We start from the raw sequence: 23,099 nt of genomic DNA on the forward strand, positions 1-23,099 counted from the left end.
AAATGAGATTCTGAACTAATAAAGCACAAAAAAACACAATTGTTTTCTACCAATTTTCCCCAAACAACGGCAATGCCATAATAATCGCATCTTCTTTTCCCGTTGCTGTCGGGTAATAATTTTTGCGAATGGAAACTTCATTAAATCCAAGCGATTCATATAGCCGGATAGCAGGCTGGTTTGAGCGTCGTACTTCAAGCCACAACGTGTTTATCTGTTTTTCAGGCAATACATCGATGAGATGAGTTAGTAATTCTTTGCCATATCCTTTTGATTGATGTTCAGGATGAATGGCTATATTAAACAAGGTGGCTTCATCCATGACATACTGCATTATTGCAAAACCAATGATCCGGCCGTTCAACGTCATTTTATAGTTGAGGTAGCGTTCTCCCTGATTGGTGTAAAAGGTTTTTTCACTCCAGGGAAACGCATGGCTGGCCTGTTCTATTTGAAATGCTGCGGGAAGATCAACGTGAGTTAATAGAGAAATATTCTTCATAATGGTAAATTTGTTGCCAAAGAGCGCGTTTTGCATTCCCATCAAGAGATAAGTCATTTAATGCCGGGCTTCTCAAAGAAATCCCTTGTATTGATAAGGTAATATCAACTCCCAGCAACCAGCATGGGCAATGGATTGATTCCGAAAGTAGCTCAACATCTTTTGTCGTGATGCAATATACCAATGAGGCGTCAATCCCCATGGTTGTGAAAATATCAGCAAACAATGAATGACTTAAGTCAATCTGATCATAGGCAATGATCAATAGACGGGTTGAATCAGGGATGAGGACAGACAATTCACCCTGCAAGGCCATCGGGCTACGCAAAACCCATTGGGTAATTCCCATTCGGGAGAGTAATCTGTCACGCTTCGTCATCGTGTTTTATTCCATCTGCCATAAAAAAATAACAGGTAATATATTATCAGAGGGCTTAACTCTGCGCCAATCAGCATGGCATCTCAGTTTTGCCCGCTGGTATTGATACTTGGATAAAGATTTATAAGGAGCTATACATAGATGTCAGTTTTAACCCCGGCCAGCGAAGTCATCTTGCGCCATCAAGACCACTTTCGCTCCCATAATCTGCTCTTCGCCGGTGATTTGCAGGACAACCTAGCAACAGAAATCGAAGCTGCAAATGTCAAGGTACATACCAATCAATATCACCACTGGCAATCTCTCATTCGTCAACTCGGTGACAATGCTCAGTTTGGGCTCAAAGCAAACAGCGCATTCATAGCAGGATGCAATACGCTGATTTTTTATTGGCCAAAAAGCAAACAGGAAGCACGTTTCCAACTGCGCAGTTTGTTTTCCATTCTGCCTGCCGGCACAGATATCTTTGTGGTAGGCGAAAACCGCAGTGGTGTGCGCAGTGTTGATAAATTAATGGAAGGCATTGTGACTTTCCATAAAATCGATACGGCACGCCGCTGTAGCTTGTTTTATGGTCAGCTTAAAAATCAGGTTCAGTTTGACCAGAACAATTGGTGGAACAGCTATCAAGTGGGTGATGTGACTGTCAATACACTGCCTGGTGTATTCAGCCAAGACGATTTGGATATTGGCAGCCGTCTGCTGCTTTCGACTTTTGATGCCCCTCTTTCCGGCAATTTATTGGATCTCGCCTGTGGCTCCGGAGTATTGGCTGCGGTTCTGGGTAAGAAAAACCCTGAATTAACGCTGACATTAAGTGATGTCAATGCTGCCGCAATTACCTCCAGTAAAGCAACGCTGAAAGCCAATAAACTGGAAGGTAAGGTTATCGCCAGTAATGCGTATTCTGCCATTGAAGAAAAGTTTGACTGGATTATCTCCAATCCCCCTTTCCATGATGGCCTGAAGACTAATCTGGCGGCAGCTGATGATATGATCCGCATGGCACCAAACTATCTGAAACCAGGCGGTAAACTGCGGATTGTGGCAAATGCTTTTCTGCCTTACCCTGATTTACTGGACCACACTTTTGGCAAGCATGAAGTCATTGCTCAGACAGGTAAATTTAAGGTGTATCAAGCAACGAAAAACTAGCTTAGCCCTGCATGACGACCTTTGCCTGCTCCGGTTTAATGAGCAGGCAATTTTTCCGTTATTTCAAGGTGTCTAATTTTACGTCAATCACACTGTTTCACACTAAATAATGATTGACGCCAGCCATAAAATCTCTAGAATGCGCCTCCATACTATGCATTTAAGTGGTAGTGTCTGAATTTGCGAGGGTGGCGGAATTGGTAGACGCGCTAGCTTCAGGTGTTAGTGTTCTTACGGACGTGGGGGTTCAAGTCCCCCCCTTCGCACCAAATCAGATAACTATTGGTTAAATAAATCGGATAAATGGCAGTACCTGCGAGGGTGGCGGAATTGGTAGACGCGCTAGCTTCAGGTGTTAGTGTCCTTACGGACGTGGGGGTTCAAGTCCCCCCCTTCGCACCACTGTTACATAATCCCTTTCTCTGGTTTTATTTCCTCAGCATTACACCTTAGCTTCCTTTGTATAATCCCTTTTCTTGCTGAACATTCACTCACTCTGTCGGTACGCTGCAAATTCTGCTTCACAGGGTCCTTATTAACACCTGCCGGAGACGGCGTTTGACAGCACATTGAATAAACCGCCACCTTAAATGATGATGAAATGATGAGTTTAACAACACCATATATGGCGACGGCTTAATCAAAACCTGAAAATGCCTCCTCAATCAATTCATTCAATATCAAGAGAAAGCAGTTACAGGCTTATTTTTCTGTCATTTGTTGCCACTCTCTTTTAAACCCAACGCATCACGTATCGTGAAGAACAGATCTGTCTGATCAGTCAAACCAACAACATTGGTAGCATGTGGGCCATAAGCAGCAACGCGCAGTTGTGTACCCGCATGCTCCTGGGCATCTTTATCTTCTGATGTCGCATAATTGACTGCCATGATCCCGCCATCTTTAGTAATAAGAGAACGGGTTAAACCTGGTGATTCAATTTCAGGTTCGATAATCTGACTGGCATGAGCATGATCACCGGTCACAATAACCAACGTATCACCACGCTCTTTTGCGAAGTTGAGGCCAACTTGAAGGGCTTTATCTAGTAAAACAGTTTCACCAATTTGCGCACAAGGGTTGGATTTATGATTCTGTTTATCAATTGATGCACTTTCGACTAGCAAGAAAAAGCCATTTTCATTCTCTTTAAGTAAATCAATCGCCTTCTCTGTCATTTGATCTAATGTCGGTGCATTAGGATCTAACTTCGCATTTATTTCGCACTTTACAGGCGCTTCATTAATATTACCGCGATAAACCGCTTTCGGCCCTTGCCAGGCAACATCCATCGTTTCTTTATGGAATAACCCTAATAACGGTTTTTGTTGATTGGCTTCTTTAACGTTGGTTAATGACGCCGCATTGGTAACCCACTGATAACCTTGTTCCAGAGCCTGATCTTTCAGTGTCTTTCCTGCATTCGCGCCGGAAACGGATTTTTGATCAAAATATTTTGCACCGCCCCCTAATGTCACATCAGCACGTACTGCCAGTAATTGTTCTGTAATGGAACCTTTGCCGCCATTTTCTAGCGCATTGGCCGGACATTTTTTCGAAACCTCTTCAGGTCCATAGCACTTACGCTGTATCACATGCGCATACATCGATGCTGGTGTTGCATCCTGTACTATCGCTGTGGTGATATTGCCGGTTGCTTTGCCATTCTTTTTGGCTAATTCCAGAATAGATTGCTGGGCCTGACCAAAAACATCAACGCCTACAGCACCGTTATAAGTTTTTACCCCTGTCGCAAAGGCTGTGGCAGAAGCAGAAGAATCTGTCGCGTAATTGGGTTTATGTGTTTTTTCATTCAGTGAATAATTGGTGTATTGTCCGGTAAACGGCAACGCATCAATGCCCTTAAAGAACCCACCAGCCCCTTCTGCATAATTACGGGCAATCGTAATTTCAGAATCTCCCATGCCATCACCAATGAACAAAATCACATTCCTAGCTTTGGTATTGCTCAATACAGCCTTAAGTGCTTCAGTCTGATCTTGTGTCAAACGACGGGCTCCGCCAAATTGAGTTATATCGCTTTGCGCTTCACGCTTCTGTGCCATGATGTTATTTGAATCGTCAATTGCCCACGCAGGGACATTTGCTCCCAACATCAATGTAGTGACCACAGCAGCAAGCAATTTTTTTTGATATGTACGCGACATAGAGTTTCCTTGTAATCAGATAAAGCAAAAGAAATTATCATCTTAAACTATAAGGATTATTGATATACCAAATAATAGTTATTTGAACTTATCACTACATGGTAATAACAAAAAACACACACAAAAAAGCAAGCCACCACCTCAATAAAATCAATATAATTACTTGATAATAGATAATATTATTGATTATCCCTCAGGCTTTACCACCTTCAAAACAGGGAGAAGATCCAATGATTAGACTTGTATATAATTACAGCATTTGAGATAAAGCATATGCCTGCATTCTTTTAAGGTATTTATCTAATGAGTCCTCAATTACCCATATGACATAAACTCCAACATATTTTTGATTCAACCAAAAATTTTGTGGCAAAACGTCTTCATAACAAACATAACATTCGCATGTCTGAATATAGGGCATTGCACCTTCTCTCCAACTCCCCACGAAGGTGAGTTGCGGATGCAGGAATTCGCGAATCTATTGAATGTGAATCAAAGCTTGATGAGTCGGTTAGTCGAAAGATTGGCACGCAATAACTATACATTCCACGATCCCGCCCCAATGATAAATGAGGGATCAATGCCGTACTGATCAGTACCGGAAAAGAAAAATATATTAACGGTTAAATCAGAATATGAGGCTGCACTTCTTGAATTGAAACTCGGGAGCCCCGCTTTCAGCTTCGGGTTGAAGAAGTGGGAAAAAGCGATATCCAGATTGATCACCGCCTGATTGCTCTTTAAAACCCCTCGGGCTTTCCGCCTTATATCCCCGCCCGCATTGGGCGAGGGATTATGGCGGATTTTGCTAAATTGTAAAAACTGAGACAAACTCCCTGAAATAAGAAGCTTGCTGACTAAATTGTTACTATCAATAGCGCATCATCACTGATTTCAGTTCCGTATAATGCTCAATAAAAGCACTACCGAATTCACGGCCAATTCCTGAAGATTTCATACCACCAAACGGGACAGCAGGATCTAAGAAAGTATGCATATTGACCCACAAAATACCCGCTTCAATACGCGGGATCATCCGCATTGCTTTGCTCAGGTCATTCGTCCATAAGCTGGCAGACAAGCCAAATGGTGTCGCATTCATCATGGCAATTAACTCTTCCTCATCTTCGTAACTGAGGAACGTACCAATCGGCCCAAATGTCTCTTCTTTCATTAACGCGTCTTCGGTGCTCTTTGCCCTCACGATCGTCGGTGCGACAAAAAACCCCGCCCTTTCCAGCGCATAGCCTCCATAGACAATTTCACAATCCTCTTGGCGCGCTTTATCAAATAAAGAGAGAATTTTTTCGTAATGTTCCCGATTTGCCAGTGGCCCTACTTCTGTGGATTCATCAAGAGGGGAGCCTATCTTCATAGCTGATAAGCGCTCAGAGAGCAATTGCAGAACCGCTTCCATATGCACAGAAGGAATGAAGAAACGTTCAGCAGCCGCACAGATTTGTCCTTGATACACATATCCTGCTTCTAATATACCATCGACAATTTTTTCAACGCTCATGTCCGCCAAAAAAGCAGCTGCATTCTTCCCGCCAAGTTCTAATGTCGTGCGTTTCAACCCCTGCTCCAACGCCGACTTGCCAACACTTATCCCTGTTGGAATGGAGCCGGTAAAAGTGACTTTGGCGCACTGAGGATGATGAATCAAAGATGAGCCAACATGTCTGCCTGAGCCATTGATAATATTGATGACGCCATCAGGGATACCCGCTTCTTTTGCCAATTCAGCAACACGGAGTAGGGTTACGGGGGTATATTCACTGGGTTTAAGCACTATCGTACAACCACTGGCCAATGCGGCCCCGAGTTTCCAGATAGCAATCATGATGGAGAAATTCCACGGAATAATTCCGACCACGACACCAATGGGTTCACGGCGGGTGAAAGCGGTATATTTCTCCCCCTTGAGTGATGGCAATGAAACATTCAGGGTTTCGCCACTGATTTTGCTCGACCATCCGGCAAAATAACGCAGATAATCAGCAGATGCTCCCACATCCAGTATGCGGGACAATTGAATGGGTTTACCGGAACATACGCTTTCCAGTTGGGCTAATTCCTCACTATTTTTTTGCAGTAAATCAGCCAATCGATTCAGGCAGTTTCCCCGTTCCAGAGGGGAAGTTTGCGCCCAGACTCCATGAAAAGCCTCTGATGCAGCCTGCATCGCCTGATTCACTTCAGCCTCTTCACCCTGATTGACCGTAGCGATGGTTTCACCGGAAGCCGGGTTAACGACAGAGAAGGTTTTATTTCCCTGACCAAAAACAGAGGCTCCATTAATATAGTGGCCGTGAGTACGTTGTAAAAAAGCCGTAACGGACTCCAGCAAATTAATTTCACTCATCATCTTTTCCCTTGTTTAGCCAGACAGTTACCCATTGATACAGGCCATATAATGTTTGACGAAGCGCTCACTCGTGATGTCCCACAAGACTTCAGTTCCTTTCGCCGCAAACCACGAATCACCTTTATGATATTCAACCACCACGCCAGTTTTAACATCCGTCAATTTCACTGAGCCTTCATGAACTGTTGCCATTTCATCAAAGGGATAAGTCATTTTGAATTTACCTTTAGTGCAGGCAAAAATACCGCAAGTCAGATTATCCGTTGGCTCTCCGTGGATCATTGCCCCACTCGCCTGTGGATCACCTTCCACGACAACAGAACCAAGATTGGTGACACTGCCGATTGGCATTAATTCAGGAAGTGAGTTATCTAGCATCAATGGCTTTATCATGACTTTCACCTTTCAATATTTACCGTTCAAAAACAAAGAGAAGAAAAAATGCTAAACAGAGATAAAATTAAAGACGTCCCATCCAGTAACCCGAAACCTGATGCCAAATCTTGCCGGCAGATAAAAGGACATGCCTCAATTCATCTTTCCCAATAATATTCAGATGTTGGATCGAACTCAGCAGCGAGTAGCGATCAGAGCCTTCGCTCATGCCCTCAGCCAAAACTTTGCAGATAATGTGGCTCGGTGTTACACCAAAACCTGAATATCCCTGCACATAGAACACATTATCATGATCAGGCAGAGAACCAATTTGCGGGAATAAATTAACGCTGCAAGCCATTGGGCCGCCCCATGCCAGTTCTATTTTTACATCTTTCAGGTAAGGGAACGTTTTCAGCATGATATTGCGGTTCCATGCTTTTAAATCGGCAGGCATATATTCAATAAACTGTGTCGCACTGCCATATAACAGGCGGTTTTCTTTGGTCACACGGTAGTAGTCGATGATAGGACTGATATCGCTGTATGCTCCGCGGATCGGGCTGATCCTTTCGATAAGCTCATCTGACAGTTCTTCTGTCATTAGCTGGAAGGCATACGTATTGATCGTTTTTCTGTAAATCGTGGGTTCAAGCCCGTTCAGGAATGAATCACATGCCCACAACATTTTATTGGCACGGACAGATCCCATAGCTGTGCGCACTGTCACTCTTGGGCCATATTCCACATTCAAAACCTGACTGTTTTCGAAAATCTTGACGCCATATTCTGACACTGCTTTGGCTTCACCCAACATCAGATTCAGTGAGTGAACATGCCCGCCTCCCATATGCTTTAATGCACTGGTATAGCGTTCTGAGCCGATGACTTTTTTAACATCAGAACCCGTATAAAGTTCAATTTCTTCATCCGGTAAAGCCGAGCGAAACTCTTTCAACCAACTCTGCAATGTTTTTTCATGACGTGCATTCCAGCCAAGATAGGCATAGCCCCGACAGAAATCAGCCTGAATATCATATTTGGCGATCCGCTCCCGAATGATCCCTGCACCCAGGTTGCTGATTTTAAATATGGTTTCCAGACCTTTGTCACCGACATGACGCCTGATCCTTTCTATATCATGACCAATCCCTGTCATAACCTGCCCACCATTGCGGCCTGTACCGCCATATCCCAATGTCCGGCCTTCTAAGATCGCAATATTGGTGATGCCTTTTTCAGCGAGTTCCAGTGCTGTATTGATGCCGGAAAAACCGCCACCAATAATAACAACATCAACATCAAGATCTTCTTTCAAGATAGGAAAGCGCAGATCATATTTCTTAGTTGCCGCATAGTATGTTAATGAATCTATTTGATTATTCATGTTATACCCCGTGAGCATCTATTCACCCCTTGATAACCACAGCCAATTGCCTTATCAGACTGTGTTACAAGGGCATTTATCATATCCATTGAATATTTGGTTAGCTAAATGTGCCAGTAAAGAAATCCAAGAGTCATATTAACAAGTTAATGAAAAATAAAAATAACGGTTATTCATTTATTTTTTGTTTTAATCATATATGAATCATATGTACATGAAATGCTCAAACCATTTACTGTTTATATGTTAATTAAATCACAATTAATGAGTCGCTCATTAATAATTGATATTTTTTGTATTGCTATTTTGTGATGGCCTGCTGAGGAATTTTTCTGACAGTGAATTATTCTTAAAACAGATATTTTCATTTAATAACAAAAAGGAACCTGTATGTTACCCAAGAAAATTATCCTTGATTGTGATCCTGGGCATGACGACGCCATTGCGATGCTGCTTGCTCACGGCAACCCTAATATTGAACTCTTGGCTGTAACAACCGTTGCCGGCAATCAAACTCTGGATAAAGTTACCCGTAATGCACTCTGCATTGCCCGCATCGCTAACATCCACAATGTTCCTTTTGCTGCCGGATGTCACCGGCCACTTGTACGGGAAATCAAAACTGCCCCCGATATTCATGGTGAAACAGGTCTGGATGGCCCAACCCTGCCTGATCCATCAATGAGATTAGATGCCCGTCACGCAGTTGATCTCATTATTGATGTGATTATGGAAAATCCCCCCAAAAGTGTGACCTTGGTTCCCACTGCGGGATTAACGAATATTGCAATGGCAGTCCGAAAAGCGCCACACATTGTTGAAAGGGTGAAAGAAGTTGTCCTGATGGGCGGGGGATATCATAAGGGTAACCGAAGTGCCACTGCGGAATTTAATATCTTTATCGATCCGGAAGCCGCGCACATTGTTTTCAATGAAAAATGGCCGCTGACGATGGTCGGATTAGATCTTACCCATCAAGCCCAAGCAACGCCTGATGTCATTGAAGCAATTTCCCGGATAAAAACACGCCCTGCTAAATTTGTTTTAGATGCCCTGGAATTCTATGGAGAAACATATCGCCAGAATCAGGGGTTCAATTACCCTCCGGTACATGATCCCTGCGCTGTCGCTTATGTTATTGATCCCACCGTAATGACGACGCAAAAAGTCCCCGTCAATATCGAGCTGGCAGGCGCGTTAACAACAGGCATGACCGTTGCAGATTTCCGTTACCCTATACCGGAAGATTGCCATACTCAGGTTGCCGTTAAATTGGATCAGACAAAATTTTGGCAATTAGTGATTGATGCCCTGAAAAATATCGGCGAAACCAACGGGTAATGCATCTTCTTTAGATCTTTGAAACCGGTCTTTCACCTTTTATGGGTTTATTAGCATGGGAAACTACTCAATGAGCCGTATTCCCATTAACACCGCGCTGCATAATATCAGGGAGAATGTTGCATACTGAAACACGTTGTCAGGCAAGCATTTCATTAAATATTTAGCGAAGGGAATCGCCAGCAGAGAACCCATGAACAGCATTACAGCCAATTTCCAATGAGTGTGATCGCCGTAGGCATAAGCAAATGCCGAAGAGCCGGATAATATCATGGTGACAAACAGAGAAACGCCAATCGCCTGTTTGATATTCATCTGTGTATAACGCAGCAACAGCGGCAACACGACCACGCCACCACCAACACCGGTTGCACCCAATACTAACCCGGCCCCTGTTGCGGGCAACAAGAGTGACTTAACCCACCCTGATTGCAAGCCGCCATGACTGTCAGGCTTCGGTGTCTGCCTTATTTGATGGTAAAAAAGATACAGCGAAAATAAGATGGCAAAGACAACCAACAAATTGATCCCCCATTCAAGCTGCATTTGGTAATGGCTCAAATGACTCAGTATTGTGACCCCATAACTTGCCAATACGGTACCGGGCAGCATAATCAGCAAGATCACGACAGACTGAAATAGCGGGATATTTCCTATGCGAAAGTGCATATAGGAAGATGATATTTTCATGAGCATCGAAAGAAGATTGGCGGTAGCAACCGCAGACAATGCATCCAACCCAAAGAAATAGGTCAGTATCGGCAAGACTATCACGCCTCCACCCACACCAGTTGTACTGATAATCAAACCAACAAAGGCGCCGGTCACAATCTCAGGAATCAATGACATTATCTTTTTTCCGGCTGATATTTCATCAAAGCTCATTCCTTAGCGTACTTCATCCAGCATGAGCCTATAAAAAAAACAAATATCATATTTAAAAATAGAATATATACCTAATGGATTTCGAATTGCAACGCAACGATCACTGGCGTGCCGCTGTAAAAAATCAAGTCGCATAACCCGCAATCCTGCAATTTAAAAGGCGAGGAAGATACACTGACATACCATGCCAGAAGCGAAGTGACGGCAGAAAAATAGATAAAATCATCTGATTTTAATGGGGAGGATGTGTTGTTTCAAAATTGAACAATTCATTCAATTCAATCTGCAATCCATTAGCAATGACATAAATGATTTCTAAGGTAGGATTTCTGACGCCGCGTTCTATGCCGCTGACATAAGTTCGATCCAATCCACATTTATCGGCAAAAGCCTCCTGTGACATCCCTGATTCTTTCCTGAGATATCTAATTCTTTGTCCAAAAAGGGATCTGATGTTTTTAGATTTTTTCATCCGATAAGTATCGATTCGTGTTACTTATCCGACCACGGACTATAAGTCACGTTTCAATCTGAACTATGTTATCATGTGTGACTTATAGTCTACTTGTTAACGAATTACTTTTTAATTGAAAAAATAATAGATAATTGGAGAGCTTGAGAATGGAAAAACAAGACTGGCATTCTGCCGATATCATCGCCGAATTGAAAAAACGTGGAACAACATTGTCAGAAGTCTCACGAAAAGCAGGACTGGCATCATCCACCCTTGCCAATGCATTACAACGTCATTGGCCCAAAGGGGAACGCATTATTGCGGCAGCACTGGAATTATCGCCAGAAGAGATCTGGCCTTCTCGATATGAAGGAAAATAGTGATAAATAGAACCCAGCACAATGCTGGGTTCATTGATCAACTCGCTAATTTCAGGCCAATAATGCCCAAGATAATCAACCCCAAGCTCAGGACCCTGACAAAATTAGCGGATTCTCCCAGTACCATGATGCCGAAAATTGCCGTTCCCACTGCACCAATTCCTGTCCACATGGCATATGCAGTGCCTGTCGGTAAACTTTTCATGGCATAGGCCAATAACCCCACACTGGCGGCCATCGCGGCGAGGGTCATTAAACTTGGTGCTAAACGTGAAAAACCTTGGGTATATTTGAGGCCTACCGCCCATACAACTTCCAGCAACCCAGCAATAAGAAGGACTAACCAAGACATGCTTTTCCCTTTATCTGATGGTCTGTGGGGCCGTCCCCAATAAGATGGCGTGTATCCGGGTCGTCCCGAACCACGATAAGAAATGAGGCTAAATTATAGTGATGCGATTTGATAACTTCAAGAATGATAACGTAGTCGATAACAACAACAAAACTACAACCCCTAGACGAAGAGGTTGCAGTTTTTCTAGAATAGAAAACGCGTTTATTTTACACGAGAAACGTATTCGTTAGAACGGGTATCAACTTTAATGACTTCACCGATCTGTACAAACAGGGGTACTTTAACTACCGCACCAGTGCTCAGCGTTGCTGGTTTGCCGCCAGTACCCGCAGTATCACCTTTCAGACCTGGGTCAGTCTCAACAATTTCCAGTTCAACAAAGTTTGGTGGGGTCACAGCGATAGGACGGCCATTCCACAGAGTCAGAACACATTCTGCCTGATCAATCAGCCATTTTGCATTGTCACCAACGGCTTTCTCATCCGCAGCCAGCTGCTCGAAAGTTTCGTTGTTCATGAAATGCCAGAATTCACCGTCGTTGTACAGATAAGTCAGGTTCATATCCATGACATCTGCACTTTCAGCGGAATCGGTTGATTTAAAAGTTTTTTCCAGCAGTTTACCGGAAATCAGTTTACGAAGACGAACACGGGCAAACGCCTGCCCTTTACCTGGTTTAACAAATTCACTGTCAAGAATAGCGCACGGCTCGCCATCTAACATGATTTTAAGACCTGAACGGAATTCATTGGTACTATAAGTAGCCATGGAGATCCTCTAATTTTTAACAAAATGGCATAGCCAAAAAAATGGCACACATTATAACCCACATTCACCCTGTCAGAGAAGTCTGGCTACAACAACTTGCGGATGTTATTACCGATCCCAATGAATTGTTGCAACTGTTGTCCCTAAACACACACGCCAAGCTCAAAGAAGGCAACGAGGCAAAGCGCCTGTTTCCTTTGCGTGTTCCAAGAGCATTTGTGGCACGAATGAAAAAAGGTGATCCCCGCGATCCCTTGCTATTACAAGTTCTGACTGCACAGGAAGAGTTTACTGTCACCCCGGGATTTTCCACTGATCCGCTGGATGAACAACGCAGCGTCGTTCCCGGACTATTGCATAAATATAACAACCGCGCGCTGCTGCTGGTCAAAGGAGGGTGTGCGGTTAATTGTCGGTATTGCTTCCGTCGCCATTTTCCTTATGAAGACAATAAAGGCAATAAAGGCAATTGGAGTGCCGCGCTCGATTATATCAGTCAACATGCTGAATTAGATGAGATTATCTTCTCTGGAGGAGATCCTCTCATGGCTAAAGATAATGAACTGGACTGGTTGATCAGCCGCATTGAATCAATTTCACACATTAAACGATTGAGGATCCACAGTCGTTTGCCCGTGGTTATCCCTGACAGAATCACGCTTTCACTGTGTAACCGTTTAGCCCAGTCCCATTTGCAAGTCATCATGGTGACTCACATTAATCATGCAAATGAAATTGACAGTACATTCAGAAAAAGCATGGAGCGCCTGAAGCAAGCGGGTGTGACACTCCTGAATCAGAGCGTCATGTTGCGTGATATCAATGATAATGCAGATACACTGGCTAATTTAAGTAACGCATTATTCGATGCAGGTATTTTGCCCTACTACATTCATATTCTGGATAAAGTTCAGGGTGCAGCCCATTTCCTTGTCAGTGATGAAGAGGCTAAAGCTATCATGCGGGAATTATTGACAAAAGTATCAGGTTATTTAGTTCCTCAACTGACGCGGGAAATTGGTGGAGAACCAAGCAAAACACCTTTAGATTTAGGGATCAGTCAATAATATCTTTCAGTATTGCAGGATATAAAAACGATTCCCCATTGATTACCCATCATTGAAAACTTTCAGGGATGGGCAGCGCACAGAAGCCAAACGTATACGCAGCATAAAAGTTTCGTCACGTTTTTTCTGAGCATTGCCCAAACTGGCTATGCAACCCCGGCTCATTTACGGAGCTACCTTACTGGTGGCTAAGGGCACTTATAAACCTGTCCTGTCATTTTGCTGTCCAAGGGAACAAAGCTCGCCAACAGATTCTCTGACGGGCTATTTGCACCGTAAATAACATTTCCACCGATTTCAGCCGCTTTATTACGCAAGTCATTGGCAGCACTGCGCATAGAACTACTTTCATTGCTAGCACTGTTAAACCAATTACTTTGAATGCCAACCACCTCACCTAATTGCTGGCAATCGCTGCCGGGCTGAGCATCCACAAAACGCACATTAGCGCCCGCAGAAGTTAATTCATGCGTTGTCGTACAACCTGCCAGCAACAATACTGACACACCAAGCCAAAGTTTAATTCGCATATCTTTCCTCATTGGTTACAGGAATTTCTACCGCGATGATAAATATACCCTTTTGAATCCAATTAAGATAAAAAAATAAAAAGGCGAGCAGTGTTTTCTGCTCGCCTTCAAAGTTTTTACCCTATCGGATGGATAATTCCATCGGCAGGATGAACAGCATTACATCATGCCGCCCATTCCGCCCATACCACCCATGCCACCAGCTGCACCTAAGTCAGCTTTGTCATCTTTAGGCAGGTCAGTCACCATGGCTTCGGTAGTGATCATCAGACCAGCGATAGATGCTGCGAATTGCAGTGCAGAACGGGTTACTTTGGTTGGGTCCAGAATACCCATGTCGATCATGTCGCCGTACTGTTCAGTTGCAGCGTTATAACCGTAGTTGTTTTCACCGGCTTTCACGTTGTTAACAACAACGGATGGCTCTTCACCTGAGTTGTCAACGATCTGACGCATTGGCGCTTCCATTGCACGCAGTGCAACACGGATACCCACGTTCTGATCTTCGTTGTCACCAGTCAGCTCAGTGATAGCAGCAGCTACGCGAACCAGCGCAACACCACCACCAGCAACAACGCCTTCTTCTACTGCCGCACGGGTTGCATGCAGTGCATCATCAACGCGGGCGCGTTTTTCTTTCATTTCAACTTCAGTCGCTGCACCCACTTTGATTACAGCAACACCGCCTGCCAGTTTAGCAACACGCTCTTGCAGTTTTTCACGGTCGTAATCAGAAGTAGATTCTTCGATTTGCTGGCGGATTTGAGTAACACGAGCAGCAATCGCGCTTTCTTCACCAACGCCATCAATGATAGTTGTGGTGTCTTTGTTGATAACAACGCGCTTAGCCTGACCCAGATCTTCCAGCGTTGCTTTTTCCAGCTCCAGACCGATCTCTTCAGAGATAACAGTACCATTGGTCAGAGTAGCGATATCTTGCAGCATTGCTTTACGGCGGTCACCGAAGCCAGGTGCTTTAACCGCAGCCACTTTCACGATACCACGCATGTTGTTGACAACCAGCGTTGCCAGCGCTTCGCCTTCTACGTCTTCAGCGATGATCATCAGAGGCTTGCTTGCTTTTGCCACACCTTCCAGAACTGGCAGCAGTTCACGGATGTTGGAGATTTTCTTGTCAACCAGCAGGATATATGGGTTTTCCAGTTCAACAGAACCTGATTCAGGTTTGTTGATGAAATAAGGTGACAGGTAACCGCGGTCGAACTGCATACCTTCAACAACATCCAGCTCGTCTTCCAGACCAGTACCTTCTTCAACGGTGATAACACCTTCTTTACCGACTTTGTCCATCGCTTCTGCGATCAGTTTACCTACAGTTTCGTCGGAGTTAGCAGAGATTGTACCAACCTGCGCAATTGCAGTGGAGTCAGAGCAAGGTACGGACAGTTTTTTCAGTTCTTCAACAGCAGAAACAACGGCTTTATCGATACCACGTTTCAGATCCATTGGGTTCATGCCCGCAGCAACAGCTTTCAGACCTTCGGTGACGATAGCTTGAGCCAGTACGGTTGCAGTAGTAGTGCCATCACCCGCAGCATCATTGGCTTTGGAGGCAACTTCTTTAACCATCTGAGCGCCCATGTTCTCGAATTTGTCTTCCAATTCAATTTCACGTGCTACGGATACACCATCTTTAGTGATGATTGGTGCACCAAAAGATTTATCCAAAACTACGTTACGGCCTTTAGGACCCAGAGTAACTTTAACCGCATCGGCCAGTACATTCACACCGCGCAGCATTTTGCTGCGAGCATCATTACCAAATTTTACGTCTTTAGCTGCCATTGTGCCTTTCCTTTAAATTCGTTCAATTAAGAAGATCTAGCGTAAGAGATTCAATTACGCTTCAACAATTGCCAGAATGTCGCTTTCAGACATGATCAATACTTCTTCATTATCGATCTTTTCTGTTTTAACGCCGTAACCTTCATTAAAAATGACGGTATCACCCACTTTTACATCCAGCGCCTTCACTTCCCCATTTTCAAGGATGCGACCATTGCCAACTGCCAGAATTTCCCCACGGGTAGATTTGCCCGCAGCAGAGCCAGTCAGAACAATTCCGCCAGCGGATTTAGATTCAACTTCTGTACGCTTGACGATAACGCGGTCATGTAATGGACGAATTTTCATTGAGAGATCTCCTATAAATAAAGTCCATATCAGGTAAGAGGATTGATACCAGAATCCAATAGAACCAGTACCATGAAGCTACAGATTGGGGCTAAAAATCAGCACTTCAAGGGGGCAATAGCAAAAAATATTTTGCTTTTTTCTTTACCTATTGAAATATTAACCGAAGTAATCATTATTATTTGCGGTGTTCATTGCCATTACCTTTTTGTTCATCGGACTGATGGTCATTCAGGGTATGAGGAGACTTATCCGATTTACGCTCATATTCGCCCTCGAACGTTTGCCCACCCTGGCTACGATTGCCGCCATCTGAGCCATTGAACATGTTCGGGCGATAAAATTTAATGTGAGGCAATAATTTTGCTGTCAGTAGTTTTTGTACCGGGGACAGTAATAACAATAAACCGAGAAAATCGGTGAAAAAGCCGGGCAGTATCAGCAAAAACCCCGCGATAACCAAAGAAACACTTTTGATAGCTTCTTCCGCAGGACTTTCACCTGCCACAATTTTTTGCTGCATTGCCAAAAAGTTTTTTATGCCTTGATTGCGCACAAGTGAAATGCCAAGGCAAGAGGTCAGAATAACCAAGATTAACGTCAGCAAGACACCGACTTCCGAGGCAATTCGCACAAACAGAACAGATTCGATGTAAACCAACAAGCATATAAAGATAAGTGGGAGCCAACGCACGTGGTTCTCCTTTATGATTTAGTCCACAACCACATTATGTGGGGATAATAATAACAATTTTCAATACTTCGGAAACTTGACTTTTAATCTCTGTAATCGTGACCTCAGTCACATATATATAATTTCATTAATAAAATAGCACTATAAAGTGATCCAAGTTCAAGGCATTTCTAGTAAATCCACATATGATCGCGCCCCAACAATTCCATGATAAATGGTTAATATCAGGATAGTTGTTGACGGCAGCATCAATACTCAACAAGTACATAATAGAACAGTAAAAACGTATCCAATTTAAAGAAGGTTCTCATGTCAAATAACGTTCGTATCGAAGAAGACCTGTTAGGTAAACGAGAAGTCCCTGCTGAAGCCTACTACGGTATTCACACTCTACGTGCGATTGAAAATTTTTATATCAGTGACCGTACTATTAACGATGTCCCTGAATTCATCCGTGGCATGGTTATGGTTAAAAAAGCTGCAGCCCTGGCAAACAAAGAACTCCATACTGTCCCCGGCAAAGTTGCGGACATCATTGTTAAAGCATGTGATGAAGTCCTGAACACAGGTAAGTGCATGGATCAATTCCCTGTTGATGTTTTTCAGGGTGGTGCAGGCACTTCACTGAACATGAACACCAATGAAGTACTGGCAAATATTGGTCTGGAATTGATGGGGCATCAGAAAGGCGAATATGAGTACCTGAACCCAAATGATCACCTGAACAAAAGCCAGTCAACCAACGATGCCTACCCTACCGGCTTCCGTATCGCTGTCTATAACTCTCTGATTCAATTAATTGATTCCATTGAACTGCTGAAAGCAGGCTTCGACAAAAAAGGCGTTGAGTTTGACGACATCCTGAAAATGGGCCGTACCCAGTTGCAAGATGCCGTTCCAATGACCCTGGGCCAAGAATTCCGTGCTTTCTCCATGTTGATGAAAGAAGAAATCAAAAACATCAAATGGACAGCGGAACTGTTGCTGGAAGTCAACCTTGGCGCAACCGCAATCGGTACTGGCCTGAACACCGCACCAGGCTACCAAAAACTGGTTGTTGAAAAACTGGCGGAAGTTACCGGCTTACCTTGCGTCCCGGCAGAAGACTTGATCGAAGCAACCTCTGACTGTGGCGCTTATGTCATGGTTCACGGTGCCCTGAAACGTCTGGCCGTTAAAATGTCCAAAATTTGTAACGACTTGCGCCTGCTTTCTTCCGGCCCTCGTGCAGGCTTGAATGAAATCAACCTGCCAGAATTGCAGGCAGGCTCTTCTATCATGCCAGCTAAAGTCAACCCAGTTGTGCCAGAAGTGGTTAACCAAGTTTGCTTCAAAGTCATTGGTAACGATACCTGCATCACAATGGCCGCAGAAGCAGGTCAGTTGCAGCTTAACGTAATGGAACCTGCTATTGGACAGGCGATGTTTGAATCAATGTCTATCCTGAGCAATGCATGCCGCAATCTGGTTGAAAAATGCGTTAACGGCATTACTGCCAACAAAGAAGTTTGTGAAAGCTTTGTATTCAACTCCATCGGCATCGTCACTTATCTGAATCCATTCATCGGCCACCACAATGGTGATATCGTCGGTAAGATCTGTGCTGAAACCGGCAAAAGCGTGCGTGAAGTTATACTGGAGCGCGGCTTGCTGAGTGAAACCGAGTTAGATGATATTTTCTCCGTTGAGAACTTAAAACATCCAACTTATAAAGCAAAACGTTTTGATGACTAATTAAATGATTATAATAACGAAGTCGTCTTAATTATTAAGGCACGCAATCCAACCGGAAGCGTGCCTTTTTAATTTGCAGCAAACACAAATCATTAACGATAGATTTTCATAAAATTAAATAAACTAAGGAGTGCGCAACATGTTAGCCGTAGAATTGGCTATTGTTTTGCTGGCCATTTTTCTGGGGGCAAGATTAGGAGGGATCGGGATTGGCTTTGCAGGTGGGCTTGGCGTTTTAATCCTTGCTGCCATTGGCGTCAAACCGGGTAGTATTCCATTTGATGTTATCTCAATCATTATGGCAGTTATCGCAGCAATCTCAGCAATGCAAGTGGCAGGAGGACTGGATTATCTCGTCCAGCAAACTGAAAAATTACTGCGCAGAAACCCTAAATACATCACAATCCTTGCGCCTATCGTCACTTATTTTCTCACGTTATTTGCAGGTACAGGGAATATCTCACTGGCAACATTACCCGTCATTGCCGAAGTCGCCAAAGAACAAGGCATCAAACCCTGCCGGCCACTCTCTACCGCCGTTGTCTCTGCCCAAATAGGGATCACCGCCTCCCCCATTTCTGCCGCGGTTGTTTACATGGCATCCATCATGGAAGGGCAAGGTATCAGTTACATTCATCTGCTCATGGTGTTACTGCCGTCAACATTGTGTGCCATCATTCTGATGTCATTTATCATTTCATGGCTCTTTGATTCCAAACTCTCAAATGATCCAACCTACCAAAAACGCCTTGCTGATGGTTTGGTTGAAATGCGCGGCGCCAGTCAAATTCAAATCAAGCCCAAGGCAAAACTTTCTGTCCTGCTGTTTTTGCTGGGCGTCATCAGTGTTGTCATCTATGCGGTCATCAATAGCCCAAGTGTCGGTTTGATTGAAAAACCCTTAATGAATACGACCAATGCGATTCTGATTATCATGCTCAGTGTCGCCACACTCACGACGATGATCTGTTCCGTCGATACTGACACCATCCTGAATTCAAGCACCTTCAAAGCGGGCATGAGTGCATGTATCTGTATTCTGGGCGTTGCATGGCTGGGAGATACTTTTGTACAAGCCAATATTGACTGGATCAAAGAAACAGCGGGTAATCTGATCCATGCTCAACCGTGGTTACTGGCAGTCATCTTTTTCTTCTGTTCAGCCTTGCTCTATTCTCAAGCGGCAACAGCGAAGGCCTTAATGCCAATGGCACTGGCGCTGCATGTCACGCCGTTAACCGCGATTGCGTCTTTCTCCGCCGTTTCTGGCCTGTTCATTCTGCCGACCTACCCAACACTGGTTGCAGCCGTGCAGATGGATGATACCGGAACCACGCGAATCGGGCGTTTTGTATTCAACCATCCATTTTTTATCCCGGGTACGATTGCCGTTATTCTGGCCGTCACGTTCGGCTTCCTGTTTGGTGGTATGGTTCTATAATTTACTGTTAACTCATTTCAGGGGCACAGGTCTGCTGGCCCCTGAAGTCCATTCCCGCTTAAAAATCTTTTCCTCTCAAAAAACATCACTGTATTAATATTAATCAATTGACTTTCTGCTATAGATATCATCGGTTATAGTGCATGTTCCGATAAACCCGACAAATCAAACCTACAGTACAGGCAGGTTAAAGAACTTATGATGAAACGAATCCTCATGTTGTTTCTACTGTTCAGCGGTATTGCGCTTTCCCCTATTCCTATTCAGGCCAACGCGCTGTTTGAACAACAAAAACAAAGTCTCTACCTTCCTGCTGATCAAGCATTCATGTTTGATTTTCAGCAACAAGGCAATAAACTCACACTGACTTGGGATATCAAACCCGGTTATTACCTCTATCGAAAACAGTTCAAAATCACCTCTGCTCAAGCCTCGCTCGGTCAAATATCGTATGCCGAAGGGGTCGAGCATGAGGATGAGTTTTTTGGCAAGAGCGAAGTCTATTTTCAATCTGCACATATTGATGTCCCGATTCTGTCTGCTACCAACGATGCGACTCTTGACGTTATTTATCAGGGATGTGCGGAAGCCGGTTACTGTTACCCGCCTGAAACATTAAGTGTTCCATTACATGCTGTTGCTGCTGAATCCCCTGTAACGACACCACAAACAGAAGTATCCGCTACCGCGCCCTTGCAGCAGACACTGCAACAACCATTGCAGCAAAAATTGCAGCAAAAAGAGAGCCAGACCCGTTCTCATGACGCTCCATTTTCTCCCCTTTGGGCGCTGTTGATTGGTATTGGCATTGCCTTTACCCCTTGCATATTGCCCATGTATCCGCTGATCTCCAGCATTATTTTGGGCCAGAAACGTCCTGAAAGCTTAAAGCGAATCTTTTGGCTCGCACTGAGTTATGTTCAGGGTATGGCACTGACTTATACTTTGCTCGGATTGGTCGTGGCAGCGGCTGGGTTACAATTTCAGGCGGCATTGCAAAATCCCTATATCCTCGTCGGCTTGTCAGCCCTGTTTATTTTACTTTCCTTGTCAATGTTCGGGTTATTCACATTGCAACTTCCGTCTTCTGTTCAGACGCGTCTGGTGGATTGGAGCAACCAACAAAAAAGTGGTTCTTACATTGGCGTATTCATTATGGGCGCGTTGGCCGGATTGATTGCCTCTCCCTGTACCACAGCCCCCCTCAGCGCGATTCTGCTCTATATTGCCCAAAGCGGTGATACATGGATTGGCGGCCTGACTCTCTACCTTTATGCACTTGGAATGGGAATTCCCCTTATTGCCGTCACATTATTCGGCCACAAACTTTTGCCCCGCAGTGGCCCATGGATGCAATATGTCAAAGAAGTTTTTGGATTCGTTATATTGGCTCTGCCGATCTTCCTGCTGGAACGGGTACTTGGTGACATATGGGGCATAAGATTATGGAGTATGCTGGCGATTGCCTTCCTCATTTGGGCCTTTGCATTAACCTTAAACAGCAAAAATGGCTGGATACGTACCTTACAGATAATCTTACTGGCATTGGCCCTTATTGCTTCCCGGCCCTTGCAGGATTGGGCATGGGGGGTTTCTGCAACAGAACAGCAAAAAGTATCATTGGAATTCCGGCAAATCCGTGATTGGCAGGAATTAAGTCAGATATTGGCTGAAAACCACCATCAGCCCATAATGTTGGATCTGTACGCTGACTGGTGTGTAGCCTGTAAAGAATTTGAAAAATACACATTCAGTGATCCACAAGTCCAGCAACAATTGAGCCAGTTTCTCTTATTACAGGCCGACGTCACAAATAATGGCCCAAAACAAAAAGAATTATTACAAGAGCTGAAGGTATTGGGGCTTCCCACTATCTTGTTTTTTGACACTCAAGGAAAAGAATTGCCTCATTCTCGAGTCAATGGATTCATGAAGGCAGCGACTTTTAGCCAACACATACAGCAACTACACCCAATGGATTTCAAGTTGCATCCCGGCGGCAGGGAATGACAAATTCGTCGGGAACGAATTTGCCCAGCCAAAGGTCAAGAGGCAGGAGCCTCTCAGTCATCCTTGGGAGCATAGATAACCGCCTATTTATAAAAACGGGGGCCGGGGTGAATGAGCGCAGCCAACAAAGAGACAACTTAAAAGACGAAGGGTATACAAACCTCACAACAACAATAATCCTGAAGGAGAGCCACTGTGCAACGTGAAAATGTTCTTAGCCATGTCTTGGATTCACTGGAGAAATATGGTTTATCTGCATCTTTGGAGACGCTTTTAGCTCCCCTTGAACTTAATATTGACCACATCAAACACTTTTGGCCTGATCGCGAAGCCTTGCTCTATGATTGCCTGCGCCATCACGGCCAACAAATTGAAATCTGGCAACGCCAAACAATGCTGGACGAGTTTTTAACGCCTGAACAAAAATTACTGGCACGTTTCAATATATTGAAAGAAAAAGTACAACATGGGCGCTATCCCGGCTGCCTATTCATTGCTGCTTGCAGTGCTTTCCCTGATGCTGAACATCCCATCCATCAACTCGCCGAGTTGCAAAAGCAGAACTCTTTCCATTACACCGTGGATCTGTTGCGACAACTCGATATTGACGATAACGAACAAGTTGCTAAACAAATGGAACTCATCCTTGAAGGCTGCCTCAGTAAACTGCTGGTGAAAAGAGAGCTTGATGACGTACTCACTGCAAAACTGTTGGTACAAGACATTCTAACTATTGCAACATGCCGAAAAAATGGCGCATTAAGTTAGCAAAAAGCAGTCAAAGCTGAATAATTACACCATGATGGTATGAAAATTCAGCAAACAATCTATTTTCATCATTTTTTCGCAGAAAGTGTTTGACGGATTGCGCCTAATACGGTTTAATGCGCCCCGTTAGCCCGGATAGCTCAGTCGGTAGAGCAGGGGATTGAAAATCCCCGTGTCGGTGGTT

At 44.2% G+C, this 23,099-nt stretch carries 22 protein-coding genes, 2 tRNA genes and 1 pseudogene; 10 read left to right on the top strand and 15 right to left on the bottom strand.

Annotated elements, in window-relative coordinates:
- Positions 1-46: 46 nt before the first annotated feature.
- Together rimI and Xsze_RS01320 are read right to left on the bottom strand one after the other, a co-directional pair.
- Positions 47-502 (bottom strand): ribosomal protein S18-alanine N-acetyltransferase, encoded by a 456-nt coding sequence (rimI, locus tag Xsze_RS01315; protein ID WP_038235010.1) that lies wholly within the window; start codon positions 500-502, stop codon positions 47-49.
- Entirely contained in the window at positions 471-881 is a 411-nt protein-coding gene (locus Xsze_RS01320) for a DNA polymerase III subunit psi (RefSeq protein WP_038235013.1), read from the bottom strand. The genes rimI and Xsze_RS01320 overlap by 32 nt, the downstream gene beginning before the upstream one ends.
- A 141-nt stretch (positions 882-1,022) precedes the next feature.
- Between Xsze_RS01320 and rsmC the strand changes: the two genes are divergently transcribed.
- The 3 genes from rsmC to Xsze_RS01335 all read left to right on the top strand — a co-directional run bounded on the left by rsmC (position 1,023) and on the right by Xsze_RS01335 (position 2,438).
- Positions 1,023-2,036 (top strand): 16S rRNA (guanine(1207)-N(2))-methyltransferase RsmC, encoded by a 1,014-nt coding sequence (gene rsmC / locus Xsze_RS01325; protein ID WP_038235016.1) that lies wholly within the window; start codon positions 1,023-1,025, stop codon positions 2,034-2,036.
- Positions 2,037-2,218: 182 nt separating this feature from the next.
- Positions 2,219-2,305 (top strand) — tRNA-Leu (locus Xsze_RS01330).
- 46 nt (positions 2,306-2,351) lie between these two features.
- Positions 2,352-2,438 (top strand) — tRNA-Leu (locus Xsze_RS01335).
- A 311-nt stretch (positions 2,439-2,749) separates the two neighbouring features.
- Here the strand turns inward: Xsze_RS01335 and phoA are convergent.
- From phoA to Xsze_RS01360, 5 genes and pseudogenes are all read right to left on the bottom strand, one after another.
- Positions 2,750-4,204, bottom strand: a complete 1,455-nt coding sequence (gene phoA, locus Xsze_RS01340) for an alkaline phosphatase (RefSeq protein ID WP_038235018.1) — start codon at positions 4,202-4,204, stop codon at positions 2,750-2,752.
- Positions 4,205-4,854: 650 nt separating this feature from the next.
- Positions 4,855-4,936 (bottom strand): annotated as a pseudogene (locus Xsze_RS01345) (helix-turn-helix domain-containing protein); the annotation flags it as partial.
- 139 nt (positions 4,937-5,075) lie between these two features.
- Positions 5,076-6,569, bottom strand: coding sequence for an aldehyde dehydrogenase family protein (locus Xsze_RS01350; RefSeq protein ID WP_038235022.1), 1,494 nt, complete (start codon positions 6,567-6,569; stop codon positions 5,076-5,078).
- A gap of 27 nt (positions 6,570-6,596) precedes the next feature.
- Positions 6,597-6,965 (bottom strand): cupin domain-containing protein, encoded by a 369-nt coding sequence (locus tag Xsze_RS01355; protein ID WP_038235025.1) that lies wholly within the window; start codon positions 6,963-6,965, stop codon positions 6,597-6,599.
- A gap of 67 nt (positions 6,966-7,032) precedes the next feature.
- On the bottom strand, positions 7,033-8,334 hold the full coding sequence (locus Xsze_RS01360) for an NAD(P)/FAD-dependent oxidoreductase (RefSeq protein WP_038235180.1): 1,302 nt from the start codon (positions 8,332-8,334) through the stop codon (positions 7,033-7,035).
- A gap of 390 nt (positions 8,335-8,724) precedes the next feature.
- On the opposite strand from Xsze_RS01360, the gene uriH reads away from it, so the two are divergent.
- Entirely contained in the window at positions 8,725-9,675 is a 951-nt protein-coding gene (gene uriH, locus Xsze_RS01365; protein WP_038235028.1) for a uridine-preferring nucleoside hydrolase UriH, read from the top strand.
- A gap of 63 nt (positions 9,676-9,738) precedes the next feature.
- Here uriH and Xsze_RS01370 read toward each other — a convergent pair whose 3' ends face one another.
- Together Xsze_RS01370 and Xsze_RS01375 are read right to left on the bottom strand one after the other, a co-directional pair.
- The gene (locus tag Xsze_RS01370) at positions 9,739-10,524 is read right to left on the bottom strand and encodes a sulfite exporter TauE/SafE family protein (protein ID WP_038235030.1); all 786 of its coding nucleotides are present in this window, start codon (positions 10,522-10,524) and stop codon (positions 9,739-9,741) included.
- Positions 10,525-10,792: 268 nt separating this feature from the next.
- On the bottom strand, positions 10,793-10,963 hold the full coding sequence (locus tag Xsze_RS01375) for a helix-turn-helix domain-containing protein (RefSeq protein WP_038235033.1): 171 nt from the start codon (positions 10,961-10,963) through the stop codon (positions 10,793-10,795).
- Between the two features lie 218 nt (positions 10,964-11,181).
- Here Xsze_RS01375 and Xsze_RS01380 point away from each other — a divergent pair, with 218 nt between their 5' ends.
- Positions 11,182-11,394 carry a helix-turn-helix domain-containing protein gene (locus Xsze_RS01380; protein WP_038235035.1) on the top strand — a complete coding sequence of 71 codons (213 nt, stop codon included), beginning with the start codon at positions 11,182-11,184 and terminating at the stop codon, positions 11,392-11,394.
- A gap of 37 nt (positions 11,395-11,431) precedes the next feature.
- Here the strand turns inward: Xsze_RS01380 and sugE are convergent, their stop codons facing one another.
- Together sugE and efp are read right to left on the bottom strand one after the other, a co-directional pair.
- Entirely contained in the window at positions 11,432-11,746 is a 315-nt protein-coding gene (gene sugE, locus Xsze_RS01385) for a quaternary ammonium compound efflux SMR transporter SugE (protein ID WP_038235037.1), read from the bottom strand.
- A gap of 204 nt (positions 11,747-11,950) precedes the next feature.
- Positions 11,951-12,517 carry an elongation factor P gene (gene efp, locus Xsze_RS01390; protein WP_038235039.1) on the bottom strand — a complete coding sequence of 189 codons (567 nt, stop codon included), beginning with the start codon at positions 12,515-12,517 and terminating at the stop codon, positions 11,951-11,953.
- 41 nt (positions 12,518-12,558) lie between these two features.
- On the opposite strand from efp, the gene epmB reads away from it, so the two are divergent.
- Positions 12,559-13,584, top strand: a complete 1,026-nt coding sequence (gene epmB, locus Xsze_RS01395; protein WP_038235042.1) for an EF-P beta-lysylation protein EpmB — start codon at positions 12,559-12,561, stop codon at positions 13,582-13,584.
- 188 nt (positions 13,585-13,772) lie between these two features.
- Here epmB and Xsze_RS01400 read toward each other — a convergent pair whose 3' ends face one another.
- The 4 genes from Xsze_RS01400 to Xsze_RS01415 all read right to left on the bottom strand — a co-directional run bounded on the left by Xsze_RS01400 (position 13,773) and on the right by Xsze_RS01415 (position 16,962).
- Positions 13,773-14,114 carry a DUF4156 domain-containing protein gene (locus Xsze_RS01400; protein ID WP_038235044.1) on the bottom strand — a complete coding sequence of 114 codons (342 nt, stop codon included), beginning with the start codon at positions 14,112-14,114 and terminating at the stop codon, positions 13,773-13,775.
- 159 nt (positions 14,115-14,273) lie between these two features.
- On the bottom strand, positions 14,274-15,920 hold the full coding sequence (gene groL, locus Xsze_RS01405; protein ID WP_038235047.1) for a chaperonin GroEL: 1,647 nt from the start codon (positions 15,918-15,920) through the stop codon (positions 14,274-14,276).
- A 54-nt stretch (positions 15,921-15,974) separates the two neighbouring features.
- Complete coding sequence (locus Xsze_RS01410; RefSeq protein ID WP_010846340.1) at positions 15,975-16,268, bottom strand: co-chaperone GroES; 294 nt, start codon at positions 16,266-16,268, stop codon at positions 15,975-15,977.
- A gap of 178 nt (positions 16,269-16,446) precedes the next feature.
- On the bottom strand, positions 16,447-16,962 hold the full coding sequence (locus tag Xsze_RS01415; RefSeq protein WP_038235049.1) for an FxsA family protein: 516 nt from the start codon (positions 16,960-16,962) through the stop codon (positions 16,447-16,449).
- Between the two features lie 309 nt (positions 16,963-17,271).
- Here Xsze_RS01415 and aspA point away from each other — a divergent pair, with 309 nt between their 5' ends.
- The 4 genes from aspA to dicD all read left to right on the top strand — a co-directional run bounded on the left by aspA (position 17,272) and on the right by dicD (position 22,915).
- Positions 17,272-18,696 carry an aspartate ammonia-lyase gene (aspA, locus tag Xsze_RS01420; RefSeq protein ID WP_038235051.1) on the top strand — a complete coding sequence of 475 codons (1,425 nt, stop codon included), beginning with the start codon at positions 17,272-17,274 and terminating at the stop codon, positions 18,694-18,696.
- Between the two features lie 139 nt (positions 18,697-18,835).
- The gene (locus Xsze_RS01425) at positions 18,836-20,137 is read left to right on the top strand and encodes an anaerobic C4-dicarboxylate transporter (protein ID WP_038235053.1); all 1,302 of its coding nucleotides are present in this window, start codon (positions 18,836-18,838) and stop codon (positions 20,135-20,137) included.
- 198 nt (positions 20,138-20,335) lie between these two features.
- The gene (locus tag Xsze_RS01430) at positions 20,336-22,147 is read left to right on the top strand and encodes a protein-disulfide reductase DsbD (RefSeq protein ID WP_051462303.1); all 1,812 of its coding nucleotides are present in this window, start codon (positions 20,336-20,338) and stop codon (positions 22,145-22,147) included.
- A 195-nt stretch (positions 22,148-22,342) separates the two neighbouring features.
- Entirely contained in the window at positions 22,343-22,915 is a 573-nt protein-coding gene (gene dicD, locus Xsze_RS01435; RefSeq protein WP_038235056.1) for a division control transcriptional repressor DicD, read from the top strand.
- Positions 22,916-23,099 lie beyond the last annotated feature (184 nt).

It is taken from the genome of Xenorhabdus szentirmaii DSM 16338, assembly GCF_002632585.1.
Classification (GTDB): domain Bacteria; phylum Pseudomonadota; class Gammaproteobacteria; order Enterobacterales; family Enterobacteriaceae; genus Xenorhabdus; species Xenorhabdus szentirmaii.